This window comes from Martelella mediterranea, from assembly GCF_021021415.1.
Taxonomy (GTDB): domain Bacteria; phylum Pseudomonadota; class Alphaproteobacteria; order Rhizobiales; family Rhizobiaceae; genus Martelella; species Martelella mediterranea_C.
Genome location: NZ_JAINWJ010000001.1, coordinates 25481 through 44781, shown reverse-complemented (window position 1 = coordinate 44781; position 19301 = coordinate 25481). Strand labels below are relative to the sequence as shown.

The following is a 19301-nucleotide window of genomic DNA, read 5'->3' as shown; positions in this document are numbered from 1 at the left end:
ACCTATTCCTCAGCATCATCGGACAAGCTCTTGCGTTTACTAATATTTGTGTTGATTTCCAAGCGCCTGAGAAGGAACAGGACGACAAGTCCCAGCATCGAGGCGAATATGCCGAGGCTCCAGAGACCAAGCCCGATCGTCAGCCCGATCGCGCCGGAAAACCAGAGCCCGGCTCCGGTCGTCAGCCCCTTCACCGTGCCCTTTTGAAAAAACACGATGCCGGCGGCGAGGAAGGCCACGCCCTCGGTGATCGATTGCACCACGCGGGTCGGATCGACGCGCAGCACGTCGCGGTCGCTGCGCATGATCTCCGGCACCTCGATGGCGACGAGCACGAACAGGGCCGCCGCCATGCTGACCAGAATATGGGTTCTGAGCCCCGCCGGATGGCGATGGATCTCGCGCTCGAAGCCGATCAGCCCGCCGAAGATCGCAGCGCCGATCAGCCGGACGAACATGATGATGTGATCGGCGGAAAAGGCGTTTTGGAACTCTTCGGCCAGAAATTGCGTCATGGCGACGCCTTCAGGGCGGACAGGATTTTTTCCGCATTGGCCTTCAGCACCTCCATGTCTTCCATGCCGTCGGTATGGCGCTTCATCTCGACGCCTTCATGGCGCGGAACGACGTGGAAATGCAGGTGATAGACGGTCTGGCCCGCGGCCGCCTCGTTGAACTGGCCGACGAAGACGCCATCGGCGTCGAAGGCCGCCTTGACGGCGCGGGCAAGCTTCTGGACCACGGGGATGGTTTTCGCGAGCACATCCGGGTCGGCGTCGAGCAGGTTGCGTGACGGCGCGCGGGGGATCACCAGGACATGGCCCGGCGCCTGCGGCATCACATCCATGATCGCCACCGCGTGTTCGTCCTCGTAAAGACGGATGGAGGGGATTTCGCCGCGCAGCAGCTTGGCGAAGATATTGTCGTTGTCGTACTCGGCCATGGGTCAGTCCTCCTCGATGCTTTCGCCGCCGGCTTTCTTGTAGGGTCCGTGGTCGACGAGAATATCATTGAAACGGGCGACGTCCTCGCGCTCATGCTTGAGGAAATCGGCAACGGCGCGCCTCAGCCCCTCATGGGCGATATAGTGCGCGGAATGGGTCGTGACAGGGAGGTATCCGCGCGCCAGCTTGTGCTCGCCCTGAGCACCGGCTTCCACACGCTTCAGGCCGTGGGCAATCGCATAGTCGATCGCCTGGTGGTAGCAGACCTCGAAATGCAGGAAGCGATGATCCTCGATGCAGCCCCAGTGGCGGCCATAGAGCGCGTCGGAGCCGATGAAATTGATCGCGCCGGCGATATAGCGGCCCTCGCGCTTCGCCATCACCAGCAGCACGTCCTTCGCCATGCGCTCGCCGATCAGCGAATAGAAGTCCCGCGTCAGGTAGGGCCGGCCCCATTTGCGGCTGCCGGTATCCATGTAGAAGGTGTAGAACTGGTCCCAGATCTCCTCGGTCAGGTCGGAGCCGGTCAGCCAGTCGATCTCGATCCCGGCTTCGAGCGCGGTGCGGCGCTCCTTCTTCAGCGCCTTGCGCTTGCGCGAGGCGAGCGTGTCGAGGAAGGCGTTGTAGCTGTCATAGCCCGGATTGAGGAAGTGGAACTGCTGGTCGGTGCGATGCAGGTAGCCTGTCTGTTCGAATATGCCGATCTCGTCTTCCGGCACGAAGGTGACGTGGGTGGAGGAGACGCCCAGCCGATCATTGACGGCCTGCAGCCCCTCGGCCAGCACCTTGGCGACGGTCGCGTGATCATAGCCGTCGCGCACCAGAAGATGCGGCGCGGTGGCCGGCGTGAACGGGAGCGAGGCCTGGAGCTTCGGATAATAGCGCCCGCCGGCGCGCTCGAAGGCATCGGCCCAGCCATGATCGAAGACATATTCGCCCTGGCTGTGGTTCTTCAGGTAGCAGGGCACCGCGCCGATCAGGCGGCCATCCCCGGCCTCCAGCAGAAGGTGATGGCCGAGCCAGCCGGTTTCGGCCGTGGCAGAGCCCGATTCCTCCAGCGCCGACAGGAATGCGTGCGACAGGAACGGGCTGTAGAACCCGTCGCCGGTGAGCGAGGGCGTGGTCGCGGCAAGGCTGTCCCAGGCCGCGCGATCGATATTCGCGAAGCTGTTTTCGATGCGGATTTGCAGGTTTTCGCTCAAGAAATCTCTCGGAATGCGGTCTTGAAACTGTCTGTCCTGCCCGGTCTCAAATCCGGTCTGTTCAGAGCGGCTCGCTCTGGCGCGGGTCGAAACCTTCGAAGGTCATCTGGTCGGCGTTCAGAAACGTGCGTCTGCGGGCGTCTTCGTCGCGCACGGTCCAGGTGATCACCGGCACGCTCTTCGCCCGAAGCCCGGCAACGAATGCGTTGGGTAGATGATCGTAATAATAGGAGACGAAATCAAGGCCAATCGCAAAGGCTTTCCGATGGGCCGCCAGGGCTTCCTCGCTTTTGCCCTCGGCTGTCAAACCGAGCGGCTGTGCCGCACCGGCTTGTTTGAGGGCTGAGAGGAGGGCGGCATCGAAGCTCATCAGCGCGACCGGGCCGTCATAGCCGGAGAGCGCGGCAAGCGTGGCCTCGGCAAAGGCGGCCGGGTCGGCGCGGCTCGCCTTCAGCTCGATCACCAGCGGCACTTTTCCGCCACAGGCATCGAGGAGATCGGCAAGCGTCGGGATCGTCGCCTCGGTCCCTCCGACGGCGATGGTCTTCGTCTCTGCGGCCGTGAGGTCTTCGATCGCGCCGTCGCGGCCGCAAAGCCGTTGCAAATCGTCATCGTGAAACACCAGCGGCACGCCATCGGCGGAAAGGTGGATATCGCATTCGATCGCGAAACCGGCGTCGATTGCGCGCCGGAAGGCGGGCAGGGTGTTTTCCCAGATCGCGCGGTTCATGTCGTGATAGCCGCGATGGGCAATCGGATTTGCGGTCAGCCAGGCGGGCATCAGGCGATTTCCAGAATGGCGTCGATCTCGACCGCCGCGCCCAGCGGCAGCGCGGCCATGCCGACGGCCGCGCGGCTGTGCTTGCCGGCCTCGCCGAAGACCTCGGCCAGAAGGTCGGACGCGCCGTTGATGACGAGGTGCTGCTCGGTGAAATCCGGCGTGGAGGCGACGAAGCCGTTGATGCGCAGGATACGGGTCACCCGGCCGAGATCGCCGCCAAGCGCCGCTTTCGCCTGGGCGATGATATTGATCGCGCAGGCGCGCGCCGCCTTCTGCCCATCCTCCAGCGATACATTCGCGCCGAGATGACCGGCGGCGACCATTCGGCCGGCCTCGGTCGGCAACTGCCCGGATATATAGAGCAGGTTTCCGGAAATGACGTAGGGCACGTAATTGGCGGCGGGTGCGGCGGCCTCCGGCAGGGCGATCGACAGTGCCTTGAGCCTGTTCTCGATGGCGTCGGACATTTTCTGCTCCAGATAGGGTGGGATGATGATTGGCAGAGCGGGGACTTTTCTATACCATCGGTGTTCAAAGCCAAGGGGAATGTCGATGCGGACACTGGCCGTTACAGGAATTTTCTGCTCCACCTTCGCAATGACGGCTGCGGCCGGCATGCCGCCGCAACCCGGGGTGACGCTCGAACCCCACCGCGCGGTCTATGACCTGACGCTCGCCTGGGCGTCCGGCCAGTCCGGCATCGAGGGGCTGCACGGCCGTTTCGTCTATTCCTTCACCGGCGCGCCCTGCGAGGGTTATGTCACCGAAATGCGGATGGTGACCGATATCGCGCGCGAGCATGGTGCCATGGTCACCGACCAGACATCCTCATCCTTCGAGGACCTGGAAAAGGGTGCGTTCAGCTTTTCCAGCAAGATGTTTGCCGATTACAACCTGCAATCGGAGACCGCCGGCGAAGCCAACCGCGCCGCCGATCACAAGATTGCGGTAAAGCTTGGCGACCAGAACCCCTTCGATATCGGCAAGGCGCAGTTCCCGACGGAATATCTCGCCAATGTTCTGGATGCGGCTGCCGCCGGCAAGCATGTTTACGAAGCAGCCTCCTTCGATGGCTCGGGCGAGGAGGTGATGCGCGCGGTCACGCTGATCGGCGATCGCGAGAAGGGCGTCGGCAGCGGGCCCGACCAGTGGCCGGTCACCACCGCCTATTTTCCGATCGCGACGCATGATGGCGACCAGACGCCGGATTATACCGTCTCCATGCTGCTGGCGGAAAACGGCGTCAGCCGCGACCTGCTGATGGATTTCGGCAACTTCAAGATGGCCGGTCACCTCGACAAACTCGAAATGCTTGACCCCGCCGCTTGCGAAGGCCTGCCGACGACGGCCGCCTCGCAACGCTGAGCGCCGCACGGCAGGGCTCCGAGACCGCTGTCTTCCGGGCGCAAATTGCCGCGGCACTTGCATTCCATTTCAAAACAGGCTATCGCGCCCGTATTCCACACGCAGGCCATGGGGTGTTCCGGGAGAAATCCGGTGCGCTCCGCCGGTGCCGGACGGGTTTTCGTCCGTTCTCAGGTCTGCGGAGGTTCAACCGGAAAAGGAGACAAGGCAATGGCATTGCCCGACTTTACCATGCGCCAGCTGCTTGAGGCAGGCGTCCATTTTGGTCACCAGACCCACCGCTGGAACCCGAAGATGAAGCCCTACATCTTTGGCGACCGTAACAACATCCACATCATCGACCTCGCACAGACCGTGCCGATGCTGCAGCGCGCCCTTCAAGTCGTGTCCGACACCGTCGCCCGCAACGGCCGCGTTCTGATGGTCGGCACCAAGCGTCAGGCTTCGGAAATCGTTGCCGACAGCGCCCAGCGTTCGGCGCAGTACTACGTCAATTCGCGCTGGCTCGGCGGCATGCTGACCAACTGGCGCACGATTTCGAACTCGATCCAGCGCCTGCGCAAACTCGACGAAATCCTCGCCAACGAAGCGCAGGGCTTTACCAAGAAAGAGCGCCTGAACCTCGACCGCGAGCGTGAAAAGCTCGACCGCGCCCTTGGCGGTATCCGCGACATGGGCGGCGTGCCGGACCTGATCGTGATCATCGACACCAACAAGGAAAAGATCGCGATCGAGGAAGCCAAGCGTCTCGGCATTCCGGTTGTCGCGATCGTCGATTCGAACTGCGATCCGGATGAAGTCGACTACCCGATCCCCGGCAATGACGACGCATCGCGCGCCATCGCGCTTTACTGCGATCTGATCTCGCGCGCCGCCATCGACGGCATCGCCCGTCAGCAGGGCGCTTCGGGCGTTGATCTCGGCGCTGCCGCTGAAGCACCAGCCGAGCCGGCGCTTGAAGAGGCGCCTGCCGAGGAAGCCGCTGCCGAGGAAGCGACCGGCGAAAAGCCCGCCGAGTAAGGCGGCCAGCATCAGGCCCGAACGCCTGATGCGCGACAGGACCTGAAGATGGCGGCGTTACCGGCGCCGCCATTGGGTTTCAGGAATGGGAGGCGGCCTTCAAAATCGGCCGCCCGATGCATATTTTCATCGCGCCAGCCGCGAAAACGGCCTGGCCGTCAGGGGATGAGTTTCATCACCCTGTCACAGACACGGGTACACTCCCGATCGGCGCGCCCGACAGCGCCGCCCAGCGAATGGACGAGAGGCAAGTTATGAGCACGATTACGGCAGCAATGGTGAAGGAACTGCGCGAAAAGAGCGGCGCAGGCATGATGGATTGCAAGAAGGCGCTCGCCGAAACCGGCGGCGACATGGAAGCCGCCATCGACTGGCTGCGCGCCAAGGGTATCTCCAAGGCTGATAAGAAGTCCGGCCGCACGGCCGCAGAAGGCCTGATCGGCATCGCCGCCGGCGATGCGGAAGCCGTCGTCGTCGAGGTCAACTCCGAGACCGACTTCGTTGCCCGCAACGAAGCCTTCCAGCAGCTCGTCTCTGGCATCGCCGACGTGGCGCTTGGCACCGACGGTTCCGTTGACGCCATTGCCGCCGCGACCTATCCGAAGTCCGGCAAGTCCGTTGCCGACACGATCAAGGATGCGATCGGCACGATCGGCGAGAACATGACGCTTCGCCGCGCGATCAAGCTTTCGGTCGGCAAGGGCGTTGTCGCGACCTATATGCACAATGCCGTCGGCGATGGCCTCGGCAAGCTCGGCGTTCTGGTCGCGCTCGAATCGGACGGCGACAAGGATGCGCTGAACGCGATCGGCCGCCAGGTCGCCATGCACGTCGCCGCGACCAACCCGCTCGCCGTACGCCCGGAAGAAGTTGACGCCGAAATCGCCGATCGCGAACGTTCGGTGTTCCTGGAGCAGGCCAAGGAATCCGGCAAGCCCGCCGCCATCGCCGAAAAGATGGTGGAAGGCCGCATGCGCAAGTTCTTCCAGGAAGTGGCGCTGCTGTCCCAGCAGTTCGTCATCAACCCTGACCTGACCGTCGAACAGGCCGTCAAGGAAGCGGAAAAGGACGCCGGCGCGCCGATCAAGGTTGTCGCCATCGCCCGTCTGGCGCTTGGCGAAGGCGTCGAGAAGGAAGAATCCGACTTCGCGGCGGAAGTTGCCGCCACGGCCAAGGGCTGAGCCCTTCCGTCCGTCTGGTTCATTTTAGGATCAGCCGTTGAAATCCCGGGGGCGCCGCGTGACATTGCGGCGCCCTTCGTGTATCGGGATGGCATTGCTTTGTAAGGGAGTTTGCGGCGTTGACGAAACCGATTTTCAACCGTGTTTTGCTGAAGGTTTCCGGTGAGGCGCTGATGGGCGACCAGGGCTTCGGCATCGATGTCAACGTCGCAGACCGCATCGCTTCTGATATTGCCCAGGTTCGCTCCATGGGCGTTGAGATCGGCATTGTCGTCGGCGGCGGCAATATTTTTCGGGGCGTGGCCGTGGCCTCCAAGGGCGGCGAACGCGTTACCGGCGACCACATGGGCATGCTGGGCACGGTCATCAACGCGCTGGCGCTCGCCACCTCGCTGCGCAAGATGCAGGTCGACACTGTGGTTCTCTCGGCGATCGCGATGCCGGAAATCTGTCAGTCGTTTTCCCAGCGCGCCACCCGCAGCCATATGGAAGCGGGCAGGGTGGTGATCTTCGCCGGCGGCACCGGCAATCCGTTCTTCACCACCGATTCCGCGGCGGCGCTTCGCGCGGCGGAAATCGGCGCGGAGGCGATCTTCAAGGGCACGCAGGTCGACGGCATCTATTCCGCCGACCCGAAGAAGGATCCGAACGCCATCCGTTTCGACGCCCTGACCCATCAGCAGGTGCTTGAACGCGGGCTGCAGGTGATGGATGTTGCCGCGGTGGCGGTTGCCCGTGAAAACTACATACCGATTATCGTTTTTTCGATTCACGAGCGCGGCGGCTTCGGCCAGATCATGGCCGGCGGCGGCCGCAAGACAATCGTAACAGAAGAATGATCACGTCTTGCCCGCTTTGGGCACATGCGTGACGGGAGACAGATGATGAGCGATCCAACCGACCTGAACGACCTGAAGCGCCGCATGGAAGGCGCGATCAACGCCTATATCGGCGACATCACTTCGCTTCGAACCGGGCGGGCCTCGGCCAATATTCTCGATCCGGTGCAGGTTGAAGCCTATGGCTCGAAAGTGCCGCTCAACCAGGTTGCCAACATCACCGTGCCGGAGCCGCGCATGCTCTCGGTCAATGTCTGGGACAAGTCGATGGCGGGCGCTGTTGACCGCGCGATCCGGGAATCCCATCTTGGCCTGAACCCGATCATGGACGGCCAGACGCTCAGAATTCCGCTTCCGGAACTCAACGAGGAGCGTCGCCGTTCTCTGGTCAAGGTTGCACATGAATATGCCGAAAAGGCGCGGGTGGCGATCCGTCATGTGCGTCGGGATGGCATGGACGGATTGAAGAAGGCGGAAAAGGATGGGGACATCAGCCAGGACGACAGCCGGTCGCTTTCCGAGGACGTTCAAAAATTGACCGATGAGTCAATTTCCAGAATTGATGACTTGCTCGCAGACAAAGAAAAAGAAATCATGCAGGTTTAGTTACCACTCTATTCTTTTAAAGAAGACTCGGTCGCCCTTATGAACAAAATTATAGACCCAGCCATTCCGCGCCATGTCGCAATCATCATGGATGGCAATGGACGCTGGGCACTCGGGCGCGGGCTCGGGCGGCTGTTCGGCCATCGCAAGGGTGTTGAGGCCGTTCGCCGCACGGTGGATGCGGCGCGCGAAAGCGGGATCGGTTATCTGACGCTGTTCGCCTTCTCTTCCGAAAACTGGAAGCGGCCCGCCGATGAGGTCGATGGCATCATGGAGCTCATTGCGACCTTCATCCATCGCGAGCTCGACAATTACCATCGCCAGAACATGCGTTTCCAGATGATCGGAGAGCGCAGCGGCCTGTCGGCAAAGATATTGAAGGCCCTCGAGGTCGCCGAGGAGCGGACCCGCAACAATACCGGGCTGCATGTGGTCGTCGCCGTCAATTACGGTTCGCGTGCCGAGATTGCCGGCGCGGCGCGCGCGCTCGCGCGAGATGTAGCGGAGGGCAGGCTCGACCCGGATGATATCGATGAGGCCGCCATCGGCGAGCATCTCGACACCGCCGGCCTGCCGGATCCCGACCTCGTTATCCGCACCAGCGGGGAACAGCGGCTTTCCAACTTCCTGCTCTGGCAGACGGCCTATTCGGAACTGGTGTTCCTGCCATGTAACTGGCCGGATTTCAGCCGGGAGATGTTTTTCGAAGCGCTTTCGGAATATGCCCGGAGGAACAGACGCTTCGGCGCGCTTTCCGCGCCGGAGGCGGCATTGACGGATACCTGATGACCCAGGAACTGAGGTTGCGCATCGTTTCGGGAGCCGTTCTGGCGGTGGTGGTTCTGCTGATCACCTGGGCGGGCGGCGGTCTCTTCAACCTGCTTGCGGTCGCGATCGGATTCTTGGTTTTTTATGAATGGCTGGAGATGAGCCGGGCGCGCGACGGTCAGGTTAATCGTTCGATCGGCCGGTGGAGCACGCCGGTGCTTGGCGGCATCGCGGTGATGATCGCCGTTGCCATCCTCGTCTTTCTCGAGTTTTTCGGGCTGGCGCTGGCGCTCGCCTGTTTCGGCGCGGCGGCATTCTGGTTCCTCGGGCGCCGCGCGGCCATGCCGTTCTGGTTTGCGGGTTCGGTGATCTATGCCGCGGGCAGCATGATCGCGCTTGCTGCCCTGAGAAATGGCGGGGAGGCGGGACTTTTCGCAATCCTGTTCCTGTTCGCCGTCGTCTGGAGCACCGATATCATGGCCTATTTCGTGGGCCGCGCCCTCGGCGGCCCCAAGCTTGCGCCGTCGATATCGCCGGGCAAGACGTGGTCGGGCGCAATTGGCGGGGCAGTCTTCGCCGTCGCGGCGGCCTTTGCGCTGTGCTGGAGCTATGGCGGTTCCCCCTCGATCGCGATCGGTCTTCTCGCGCTTTTCCTGTCCGTTTGCAGCCAGGTCGGCGACCTGTTCGAATCGGCGCTGAAGCGGCGCTGCGGGGCCAAGGATTCCAGCCATTTGATTCCCGGTCATGGCGGCGTGATGGATCGCGTGGACGGGCTCGTCGCCGCGGCATTTGCGATGTATGTTGTCGTCGTTCTGGTGGCGCTTGCCGGCCATGAGGGTTTTGCGGGCGACATGCTGATGAACTGGAGCGGTCTGGCCGCTCCGATGAATGGAGCCTGACCTTGCAGTTCGCGTTTACCAATGCCCCCGGAATGATCGTCGCCTTTATCGTGGCGATTTCCTTTCTCGTGTTCTTTCACGAACTCGGACACTACCTGGTCGGGCGCTGGTGCGGCATCCGCATTCTGGCCTTCTCGATCGGCTTCGGACCGGAGATCGTCGGACGGACGGATCGCCACGGCACGCGCTGGAAGCTGTGCGCCATTCCGCTCGGCGGCTATGTGCGGTTTTACGGCGACGAGGATGTCGCAAGCCGCCCGGACTTCAAGGGCCTGGAAACGCTGCCGGAAGAGGAGCGCGCCCGCACGCTGAACGGGGCGGCGCTCTGGAAGCGCGCCGCCACGGTGGCGGCGGGGCCGATCGCAAACTTCCTCTTGGCGATTGCGATCTTCGCCGTGATCTTCATGGTCTATGGCCGCGCGGTTTCCGATCCTGTTGTGGGCGAGGTCACGCCCGACAGCCCCGCCGCGGCGGCGGGCGTCCAGCCCGGCGACATCATGGCGGCGCTCGACGGCCAGCCAATCGACACCTTCGATGCCGTGGTGCGCTATATCAGCGTGCGCCCGGGCGTGCCGGTGGTGCTGACGGTGGAGCGCAACGGCGCGCCTGTCGACCTGACTGTGGTGCCGGAGCGGGTGGAGACCGAGGACCGATTCGGCAATGAAATGGAGCTCGGTCGTATCGGCGTCGTCGGTACACGCGATTCGGGTAATTTCCGTGTCGAGCGCTATGGCCCGGTTGCCGCCATCGGCCAGGGTGCGCTGCAGAGCTGGCACATCGTCGTCAGTACTTACGACTATATCGCCAATGTCTTCGCCGGCCGGATGAAGGCCGATCAGATCGGCGGCCCGGTCCGGGTGGCGACGATGGCGGGCCAGATGGCCTCGCTTGGTATTGTCGCATTTGCTAATTTTGCTGCAATTCTTTCGGTTTCGGTCGGTCTGTTCAATCTGCTGCCGGTTCCCATGCTCGATGGCGGGCATCTGATGTTCTACGCCATCGAGGCCGTGCGGGGGCGGCCGCTTTCGGCGCGCGTGCAGGAATTCGCCTTCCGCATCGGTCTTTTCCTGGTGCTGGCGCTGATGGTGTTCGCCACCTGGAACGACACGATCGGGCGGATGGGGTAGCCGGATTTTAACCCCTTGACACTATTTGGTTAACCGTCCGCGCGCTCTCATCTTGCTGCAAACGGTTTCTTGTGCAAATGTGGCCTTGCCTTTGGCGTTGGAGATGATAGGAAACCCCTGAGGGAGCATCTCCGTCGTGCTGTTTACGTATTCCGTAGCGTTCGGTTTACCATAAACGCAAAAGAACGTGGCGATTTGGTCACGCTCGGGGCGGAAGTTGCGTCTGAGGGGCGGCTTTCTATTGCGTGGGGACGCGAAGTCTTTAGAACTTTAGACCACGTTGCCGAAAACCGCTTATACCGAGCGATTATAAAGGGTAGATAGTAGCATGGCCGGTTCAAGATTTTTGAACACAGTTTCAGGTGCGGCGCTTTCGTTTGCAGTCGCCGTTTCCGGGGGGGTCGTTGCCGCCGTTGCTGTGCCTGCAGACGCATATGCCGCCGTCGTCAGGAACATCACCGTCAACGGAACCGGTCAGGCCGGCTCCGATGCGATCAAGTCCAAACTGACGATCAAGCCCGGCCAGAGCTTCACCGACGCCGACATCAATCAGTCGATCCGCAATCTCTACAGCTCCGGCTATTTTTCCGACGTCAAGATTTCGGTTTCCGGCTCGACGCTGGTCGTGAACGTCACGGAAAACCAGCTCATCAACCAGGTCGTGTTCAACGGCAATCGCAAGGTCTCCGACAAGAAGCTCGAAGGCGTTGTGCAGCTTCATTCGCTCGGTCCGTATAACCAGGCTCAGGCGCAGGTTGACATTCAGAACATCAAGGACGCCTACGCCTCCATCGGTCGTTCCGATGTCGAGGTCACGATCCAGACGGCGACCGTTCAGGATAACCGCATCAACGTTGCCTTCGTCATCGATGAAGGCGGTCGCACCAAGACGCGGAAGATCAATTTCGAAGGTAATAACACCTTCGGCGACTCGCGCCTCGCCTCGGTCATCCTGACCAAGCGCTCGACGCCGCTGTCGTTCCTGACGCGCAAGGATATCTACAATCCCGACAAGCTTCGTCAGGACGAGAAGCTGCTGCGCGAGTTCTACAATAATCACGGTTTCCCGGACTATCGTCTTCTGTCGACTGATGTCGTCTATGACGAGACCGACAATTCCTATTCGATCACCTTCAATATCTCCGAGGGCGATCGCTACAAGTTCGGGGATATCGGCGTCGAGACCACGGTCGAGGGCGTCGACATCTCGAACCTGAAGGGCGATATCAAGACCAGGACCGGCAAGATTTACGACGCCGACGACATCCAGAAGACGTCGGAATCGATTGCCGCCTCGGTATCCTCGCAGGGCTATCCCTTCGCGCAGGTCAATCCGCGTGGCGACCGCAGCTTCACGAATGATACCTATTCGGTGAACTACGAGATCGATCAGGGCATGAAGGCCTATATCGAACGGATCGATATCGTCGGCAATACCCGCACCCGCGACTATGTCATCCGCCGCGAGTTCGATCTGGCCGAGGGCGATGCCTATAACCGCGAGATGATCGCGCGCACCAAGCGCCGGCTCGAGGCGCTGGGCTATTTCAGCTCGGTCGAGATCAAGACGCTGCCGGGCAGCGCGCCTGACCGTGTGGTTCTTCAGGTCGATGTCGTGGATGAGCCCACCGGCTCGTTCTCGATCGGCGCCGGTTATGACGCCGAAGGCGATTCGCTGGTTCTGGAGCTTTCGGTCGAGGAACGCAACTTCCTCGGTCGCGGCCAGTATATCCGCGCCTCCGCCGGTCTCGGCGATGACGACTCGCAGATCTACAACTTCAGCTTCACCGAGCCCTTCTTCCTGGGCTATCGACTGGCTGCCGGTTTCGATCTCTATCGCGCGTCGTCCTCGACCCAGGAATACTACAATTACGCTGAAACGGCGGGCGCTATCCGCCTGACCGCGCCGCTCACCGACAACCTCTATTCGACGGTGAAATATTCATACCAGCAGTTCGAATATGATGGTCAGGGCGATTGGCAGAACCTGAACAATGTTTCGCAGGTTTATCAGGATCTGATCAACGGCAGCCCGTGGGTGGTGTCGTCGCTGCAGCAGTCCTTCAACTTCTCGTCGGTCGATAACCGACAGCTTCCGCGTGAGGGCGTTCTGGCGGCGCTGAACAACACATTTGCCGGTCTTGGTGGCGATTCGCATTACTACAAGCTGGACGGCAAGGTACGCTGGTATCAGATGATCTCCGATCAGGCCGATATCATCGGCTCGCTGACGGCGCGCGGCGGTTTCGTCACGCCGTTCGATGATAATCTGAACGTCTTCGACCAGTTCACGATCGGCGGCCAGCAGATCCGCGGCTTCAAGCAGAACGGTATTGGTCCGCGCACCGTGGGTACCAATGACGCGCTCGGTTCACAGTACTACGCCACGCTTTCGGCAGAGACCAACTTCCCGCTGCCGGGCATTCCGGAGGATATCAATCTTCGCGGTGCGGCCTATGTTGACGCCGGGTCGGCCTGGGGTAACGCCGTGGAAGTCACCGGGACTCAGATCGAGGGCACTGATTTCTCGATCCGCGCTTCGGCGGGTGTTGGTCTGATCTGGAATTCGCCCTTCGGCGACCTGCGGTTCGATTATGCGGTTCCGTTCGCCAAGGAAGATTTCGACGAAACCCAGCGTTTCCGTTTCGGTATCGCCAACACGTTCTGATATCTGTTTCCAGAACTCAAAGCTTAACTGTTCTGGAGAACGGACATGGATCAGAACCAGTTTTTCGGCGCACGGCAGGCGATCCCTCTGGGTGAGCTTGCCGGCCGTATCGGCGCTTTTCTGTCACAAGCCACGGCGAGTGATCGTCTGGTAGAATCAGTCGCGCCGATCTCCCGCGCCGGACCGAATGACATCTGCTATATACAATCGAGAAGTTCGGCGGATTATCTGAAAACCTGCCGGGCGGCCGCGATCATCTGCCCCCAAGCGTTGACCGCGTTGCTGCCGGATGGGCTGACGGCGCTTGTATCCGACAATGCGCAGCTTGCCTTTGCCCGCGCTTCGGCGCTGCTGTATCCGGCGGCGATGCGGCCGCAGTCGCTTGTGGGTGAGGGCGAGATTTCTCCGCAGGCGTCGGTGGACGTCACGGCCGCGCTCGAAGCGGGCGTCGAGGTGTCGCCATTCGCCGTGATCGGGGCGCGCGCGGAAATCGGCGCGGGGACCCGAATCCTGAGCGGCGCGGTGATCGGGGCGGACGTAAAGATCGGGCGCAATGTGACGATCGGCGCGCATGTCTGTGTCACCAACGCGCTTATCGGCAACAATGTCATCATCCATACCGGCGCCAGGATCGGACAGGATGGCTTCGGCTATGCCGGCAGCCCGACGGGCATGGTCAAGCTGCCGCAGGTCGGGCGGGTGATCATCCAGGACGATGTCGAGATCGGCGCCAATACCACGATCGACCGGGGCGCGATGGACGATACCGTGATCGGCGAGGGGACCAAGATCGATAACCTGGTTCAGATCGGCCATAATGTGCAGATCGGCCGTCATTGCGGTATTGTCAGCCAGGTGGGGATCGCCGGCAGCGTCAAGATCGGCGACGGAGTCATGATTGGCGGGCAGGCCGGCGTCAATGGCCATCTCGAGATCGGCAGCGGCGTACAGATTGCCGCCAGAAGCGGCGTTCTGTCGTCGATCGAGCCCGGATCGCGCGTCGGTGGTATTCCGGCGCGTCCTATGAAACTGTATCTGCGCGAACTTGCGGAACTGAGCAGACGGGCTCAGACAGGGGGAGATGAGCAAGGTGAATGAGGCTGTGACTGAGACTTTGGAACATATGGAGCTTCTGGAGATCATGAAGTTCCTGCCGCATCGCTATCCGTTTCTGCTGGTTGACAGGATTATCGAGATCGACGGCGACGACAGCGCAGTCGGCGTCAAGAACGTGACCGCGAACGAGCCGCATTTCACCGGACATTTTCCGTCCATGCCAATCATGCCCGGCGTGCTTATTGTCGAGGGCATGGCCCAGACGGCGGGCGCGATCTGTGCGCGTAAGGCCGATGAGGTCGACAATCTGGTCTACTTCATGACCATTGACAATGCGCGCTTCCGCAAGCCGGTGGTGCCGGGCGATCAGGTGCGCTACAAGGTCGTCAAGCAGAAGCAGCGGCGTCGGGTGTGGAAATTTCACTGCGAGGCGACGGTCGACGGACAGCTCGTCGCGGAAGCTGATATCGGCGCCATGATGGTGCGCAAGGATGAAGAATGACCAGAATTGCCAGCTCCGCCCGGATCGACCCGAAAGCGGTCGTGGAGGACGGGGCCGTTATCGGTGAAAACGCCATCATAGGACCCCTGTCCTATGTCGGCCCGAATGCGGTGCTTGGCGATGGCGTCGTCGTGATGCATCACGCCAGCGTCGAGGGCATGACCCGGCTTGGCCCCGGCTGCCAGGTGTTTCCGATGGCCGTGATCGGCGGTGCACCGCAGAGCGTGCGCCACGATGCCAGCGAGACGCGGCTTGAGATCGGCCGGAATTGCATCTTCCGCGAGGGCGTCACGATCAATACCGGCTCTTCCCACGGCGGCGGCATCACGATTATCGGCGACAACAATCTGTTCCTTGCCAATTCCCATATTGGTCATGATTGCCGGATCGGCAACGACGTCATTCTGTCGAACAATGTCATGATCGGCGGCCACGTCGTGGTGCACGACAAGGTTATCCTCAGCGGCGGCGCCGCGATCCACCAGTTCGTCCAGATCGGGCGGCAGGCCTTTGTCGGCGGGCTCGCCGGCGTGGTCAACGATGTCATTCCCTATGCGATGATCGTCGACAATCCAGCGATGATGGGCGGGCTCAATGTGGTCGGCATGCAGCGCGCGGGTATCGAGCGCGATGAGATCCATCTGGTCCGCAAGGCCTACAAGACGATCTTCTCCTCGGGCCTGATCCTGGAAAACGCCGAGTCAGCGCGCGCGGAATTCGGCGGCAAAAGCGATGCAGTCGACGAAATGCTGCGTTTCATCCTCGAACGCGATGCCGAGCGCTCGCTGACGACGCCGGGTTCCAGGCGGCGCAAGGGCACGGCGTGAATTCGGCGGCGGTTTCCGAAAAGGAACCGATTGCGATCATCGCGGGTAACGGGCTTTTGCCCTTTTATGTGGCGAAGGCGGCGCGCGAGGCCGGCCATCAGCCCTTCATCGTACAGTTGCGCGGCGAGGGCGGAAACGATTGGTCGGGTTTCGAGCATATCGAAGCCGAACTGGGCGGGTTCCGGCCGGTGGTGATGGCGCTGCGCAAACGCGGAATCGACAAGATCGTGCTGTCCGGCGGGGTTAACAGCCGGCCCGAGCTTTTGAGTCTGCGCCCCACGCTTTCCGTGCTCGCTTCCATTCCCGCAATCCTTGCCAAACTGCGCAGCGGCGGGGATGACAAGGTCTTGCGCATGGTGATTGCGCTGTTCGAGAAGCACGGCTTCGAGGTGGTGGCCGCACAGTCGATCGCGGGCGATCTGCTGGCGGAGGCCGGCGCGCTCGGCCGGCACGCGCCGGATCGCGAGGCGCAAGGCGACATCGAAGCGGCCGTTTATGCCGCGCGCACGATCGGCGCGATGGATATCGGGCAGGGCGCCGTCAGCGTCGGCGGGCGGGTGGTGGCGCTGGAAGGCGCGGAGGGTACGGACCAGATGCTGCAGCGCGTGGCGGCGTTGCGCCAGTCGGGTCGCATCAGCGCCCGGCGTCGCGGCGTGCTGGTGAAAGTGTGCAAGCCGCAGCAGGATCTGCGCGCCGACCTGCCATCGATCGGCGCCAATACGGTGCGATTGGCGGCAGCAGCGGGGCTCTCCGGCATTGCGGTGGAGGCCGGGCGGTCGCTGCTGCTCGAGCGTGAAGAGACGCTGCGGGCGGCCGACGCAGCCGGTCTGTTCGTCTACGGGCTGGAGCCTGACCTTCGATCATAAGGGAGCGGGATGTGGCTTTGAAAATCGGGATTGTGGCCGGCGAGGTTTCTGGCGACCTACTGGGCGCGAACCTCGTCGCCGCGCTCAAGATGGCGCATGGCGGGCCGGTGGAACTTGTCGGCGTCGGCGGCGACGGCCTTGCCGGCGAGGGACTGGTTTCGCTGTTTGACTACAGCGAATTGTCGATCATGGGATTTACCCAGGTGATCGCCCGCCTGCCGCACTTGCTGCGCCGCATCCGCCAGACCGCCGATGCGCTGATCGCGGCGAAACCGGATATCATCGTCATCATCGACAGCCCGGATTTTACCCACCGCGTGGCAAGGCGCGTCCGCGCCGCAGCACCGGATATCCCGATCGTCGATTATGTCTGCCCCAGCGTGTGGGCGTGGAAGGAATATCGCGCGCGCGAGATGCTCGCCTATGTCGATCACGTGCTGGCGGTCCTGCCCTTTGAACCAGCGGCGATGGAGCGGCTCGGCGGGCCGCCGACCACCTTTGTCGGCCATCGGCTGACCGAGGAACCGGGCGTGCTTGCGGCCCGCCGTCAGAACCGGCTTGAACGGTCGCAGTCGAAGCCGACCATCATGCTGCTGCCGGGTTCGCGCAAATCCGAGATCAATGCGCTCGCGCCGGTGTTCCGCGATGTCGCGGCGACGTTCGCGGCACGCAATGACGGGTGCCGCATTATCCTGCCGACGGTGACGCGCAGGGAGCAGCAGGTGCGCGCGGCAATCGCCGACTGGCCTGTACAGCCGGAACTCTTCGTCGGCGAGGAGGCCAAGTGGGAGGCCTTTGCCATGGCCGATGCCGCGGTCGCCGCCTCGGGCACCGTGGTGCTGGAACTGGCGCTTTCGGGCATTCCCGCCGTCTCCGCCTACAAGGCGGATTTCATCGGCCGTTTCATGCTGAACAAGATCACCGTCTGGTCGGCATCGCTGCCGAACCTGATCGCCGATGCGCCGCTGGTGCCGGAATATTTCAACGACACGATCCGCGCCGGCGCGCTGGCGCGCTGGATGGAGCTTCTGACAAAGGACAGTTTCCAGCGGCGCGGCATGATGGAAGGCTTCGAGCGCGTTATCGCGCTGATGCAAACCGACATCCCGCCCGGCGAGCGCGCCGCGGCCATCGTTCTCGATGTGCTGGCGGAAAAGGGCGCTGTGAAGTAGGCCGCCCGGCGGCAGTTGTTCCCCACACGATACAAAAAAGGCCGGTCGCTGGACCGGCCTTTCGCATTCGAACACGCTGGAAATCAGCGCTTGGAGATGTCCACGAAATCGCGTTCGGGGGCGCCGGTGTAAAGCTGGCGCGGACGGCCGATGCGCTGTTCCGGATCCTCGATCATTTCCGCCCATTGCGCGATCCAGCCGACGGTGCGCGCCAGCGCGAACAGTACGGTGAACATGGTGGTGGGGAAGCCGAGCGCCTTCAGCGTGATACCGGAATAGAAGTCGATATTCGGATAGAGCTTCTTCTCGATGAAGTACTCATCCGTCAGCGCGATCCTTTCCAGTTCCATCGCGACGTCCAGCAGCGGATCGTCCTTGATGCCGAGCTCCTTGAGAACTTCATGGCAGGTCGTCTGCATGATCTTGGCGCGCGGATCGTAGTTCTTGTAGACGCGGTGTCCGAAGCCCATCAGGCGGAAGGGATCGTCGCGATCCTTGGCGCGGTTGATATATTCCGGGATGCGATCGACCGAGCCGATCTCCTGCAGCATGTTGAGCGCCGCCTCGTTGGCGCCGCCATGAGCCGGACCCCACAGGCACGCGATGCCGGCCGCGATGCAGGCGAACGGGTTGGCGCCCGAGGAACCGGCAAGCCGCACGGTCGAGGTCGAGGCGTTTTGCTCGTGATCGGCGTGCAGGATAAAGATGCGGTCGAGCGCGCGCGAAAGGATCGGATTGACCTTGTATTCCTCGCACGGCGTGGCGAAGCACATATGCAGGAAATTGGCGGCGTAGCCGAGGTCGTTGCGCGGATACACGAAGGGCTCGCCGACGTGGTATTTATAGGCCATAGCCGCGATCGTCGGGATCTTGGCGATCATCCGGATGCTGGCGATCTCGCGCTTGTAGGGATCGGAGATGTCGATCGAGTCGTGGTAGAAGGCAGACATGGCTCCAACGGCGCCGCAGATGATGGCCATGGGATGGGCATCACGGCGGAAACCGGTAAAGAGCCTCGTGAGTTGATCGTGGATCATCGTGTGATGGGTCACACGGAAATCGAAATCCTTCTTCTGCGTGGCCGTCGGCAGTTCGCCGAACAAAAGCAGATAGCAGACTTCGAGGAAGTCGGCGTTTTCGGCGAGCTGATCGATCGGGTAGCCGCGGTGCAGCAGAATGCCGTTGTCACCGTCGATATAGGTGATCTTGGATTTGCACGAGGCTGTCGAGGTGAAACCCGGATCGTAGGTGAACATGCCCGACTGCTTGTAGAGCGAAGCGATGTCGAGGACTTTCGGGCCGAATGTGCCCTCTTCCACGGACAGCTCGAGTTCCTTGCCGTCGAGTTGCAGTTTTCCAGTTTCCGTCATCCTATCCTCCAAATTTCCGGCGCGAATACGCTGTCGAAGCCAATCGGGATTTTCATTAGCTATAGGATTGGCAAGGTGTTGCCAAGCCGACGAAGCCGCGCGGCGGGT

Annotated in this window: 19 protein-coding genes and 1 pseudogene; 14 read left to right on the top strand and 6 right to left on the bottom strand. The window is 61.9% G+C overall.

The genetic code is table 11. The annotated features are described in order from the left end of the window. Positions 1-2: 2 nt before the first annotated feature. The 5 genes from K7H91_RS00215 to K7H91_RS00195 all read right to left on the bottom strand — a co-directional run bounded on the left by K7H91_RS00215 (position 3) and on the right by K7H91_RS00195 (position 3394). A complete protein-coding gene (locus K7H91_RS00215; protein ID WP_230718066.1) occupies positions 3-515 on the bottom strand; it encodes an MgtC/SapB family protein in 513 nt (170 codons plus the stop codon). Further along, on the bottom strand, positions 512-943 hold the full coding sequence (locus tag K7H91_RS00210) for an HIT family protein (RefSeq protein ID WP_230718065.1): 432 nt from the start codon (positions 941-943) through the stop codon (positions 512-514). The genes K7H91_RS00215 and K7H91_RS00210 overlap by 4 nt, the downstream gene beginning before the upstream one ends. A 3-nt stretch (positions 944-946) precedes the next feature. Beyond that, a complete protein-coding gene (locus K7H91_RS00205) occupies positions 947-2146 on the bottom strand; it encodes a GNAT family N-acetyltransferase (protein ID WP_230718063.1) in 1200 nt (399 codons plus the stop codon). 61 nt (positions 2147-2207) lie between these two features. Next, positions 2208-2927, bottom strand: coding sequence for a glycerophosphodiester phosphodiesterase family protein (locus K7H91_RS00200; RefSeq protein ID WP_230718061.1), 720 nt, complete (start codon positions 2925-2927; stop codon positions 2208-2210). Next, a complete protein-coding gene (locus tag K7H91_RS00195) occupies positions 2927-3394 on the bottom strand; it encodes a RidA family protein (protein ID WP_230718059.1) in 468 nt (155 codons plus the stop codon). Before K7H91_RS00195 ends, K7H91_RS00200 begins: the two co-directional genes overlap by 1 nt. Positions 3395-3479: 85 nt before the next feature. On the opposite strand from K7H91_RS00195, the gene K7H91_RS00190 reads away from it, so the two are divergent. From K7H91_RS00190 to lpxB, 14 genes and pseudogenes are all read left to right on the top strand, one after another. Then, a complete protein-coding gene (locus K7H91_RS00190) occupies positions 3480-4292 on the top strand; it encodes an EipB family protein (RefSeq protein WP_230718057.1) in 813 nt (270 codons plus the stop codon). Between the two features lie 210 nt (positions 4293-4502). After that, entirely contained in the window at positions 4503-5312 is an 810-nt protein-coding gene (gene rpsB / locus K7H91_RS00185; protein ID WP_230718055.1) for a 30S ribosomal protein S2, read from the top strand. A 254-nt stretch (positions 5313-5566) separates the two neighbouring features. Beyond that, a complete protein-coding gene (tsf, locus tag K7H91_RS00180; RefSeq protein ID WP_230718053.1) occupies positions 5567-6493 on the top strand; it encodes a translation elongation factor Ts in 927 nt (308 codons plus the stop codon). Positions 6494-6612: 119 nt separating this feature from the next. Next, on the top strand, positions 6613-7332 hold the full coding sequence (pyrH, locus tag K7H91_RS00175; RefSeq protein ID WP_269065817.1) for a UMP kinase: 720 nt from the start codon (positions 6613-6615) through the stop codon (positions 7330-7332). 45 nt (positions 7333-7377) lie between these two features. After that, complete coding sequence (frr, locus tag K7H91_RS00170; protein WP_230718050.1) at positions 7378-7938, top strand: ribosome recycling factor; 561 nt, start codon at positions 7378-7380, stop codon at positions 7936-7938. Between the two features lie 36 nt (positions 7939-7974). Continuing rightward, positions 7975-8724: pseudogene (locus tag K7H91_RS00165) on the top strand (isoprenyl transferase); the annotation flags it as partial. Beyond that, positions 8724-9605 carry a phosphatidate cytidylyltransferase gene (locus tag K7H91_RS00160; RefSeq protein ID WP_230718047.1) on the top strand — a complete coding sequence of 294 codons (882 nt, stop codon included), beginning with the start codon at positions 8724-8726 and terminating at the stop codon, positions 9603-9605. The pseudogene K7H91_RS00165 and the gene K7H91_RS00160, both read left to right, overlap by 1 nt. 32 nt (positions 9606-9637) lie before the next feature. Beyond that, positions 9638-10732, top strand: coding sequence for an RIP metalloprotease RseP (rseP, locus tag K7H91_RS00155; RefSeq protein WP_230718447.1), 1095 nt, complete (start codon positions 9638-9640; stop codon positions 10730-10732). Between the two features lie 328 nt (positions 10733-11060). Beyond that, positions 11061-13400, top strand: coding sequence for an outer membrane protein assembly factor BamA (gene bamA / locus K7H91_RS00150; RefSeq protein WP_230718045.1), 2340 nt, complete (start codon positions 11061-11063; stop codon positions 13398-13400). A gap of 45 nt (positions 13401-13445) precedes the next feature. Then, a complete protein-coding gene (lpxD, locus tag K7H91_RS00145) occupies positions 13446-14498 on the top strand; it encodes a UDP-3-O-(3-hydroxymyristoyl)glucosamine N-acyltransferase (protein ID WP_230718043.1) in 1053 nt (350 codons plus the stop codon). A 25-nt stretch (positions 14499-14523) separates the two neighbouring features. Next, positions 14524-14958 carry a 3-hydroxyacyl-ACP dehydratase FabZ gene (fabZ, locus tag K7H91_RS00140; RefSeq protein WP_230718446.1) on the top strand — a complete coding sequence of 145 codons (435 nt, stop codon included), beginning with the start codon at positions 14524-14526 and terminating at the stop codon, positions 14956-14958. Further along, positions 14955-15785: an acyl-ACP--UDP-N-acetylglucosamine O-acyltransferase gene (gene lpxA / locus K7H91_RS00135; protein WP_230718041.1), complete on the top strand. Its 831-nt coding sequence runs from the start codon at positions 14955-14957 to the stop codon at positions 15783-15785. Before fabZ ends, lpxA begins: the two co-directional genes overlap by 4 nt. Beyond that, positions 15782-16651: an LpxI family protein gene (locus K7H91_RS00130; RefSeq protein ID WP_230718038.1), complete on the top strand. Its 870-nt coding sequence runs from the start codon at positions 15782-15784 to the stop codon at positions 16649-16651. Before lpxA ends, K7H91_RS00130 begins: the two co-directional genes overlap by 4 nt. Positions 16652-16668: 17 nt before the next feature. Then, a complete protein-coding gene (gene lpxB, locus K7H91_RS00125; protein ID WP_230718445.1) occupies positions 16669-17823 on the top strand; it encodes a lipid-A-disaccharide synthase in 1155 nt (384 codons plus the stop codon). Between the two features lie 83 nt (positions 17824-17906). Here the strand turns inward: lpxB and gltA are convergent, their stop codons facing one another. After that, positions 17907-19193, bottom strand: a complete 1287-nt coding sequence (gene gltA / locus K7H91_RS00120) for a citrate synthase (protein WP_230718036.1) — start codon at positions 19191-19193, stop codon at positions 17907-17909. Positions 19194-19301 lie beyond the last annotated feature (108 nt).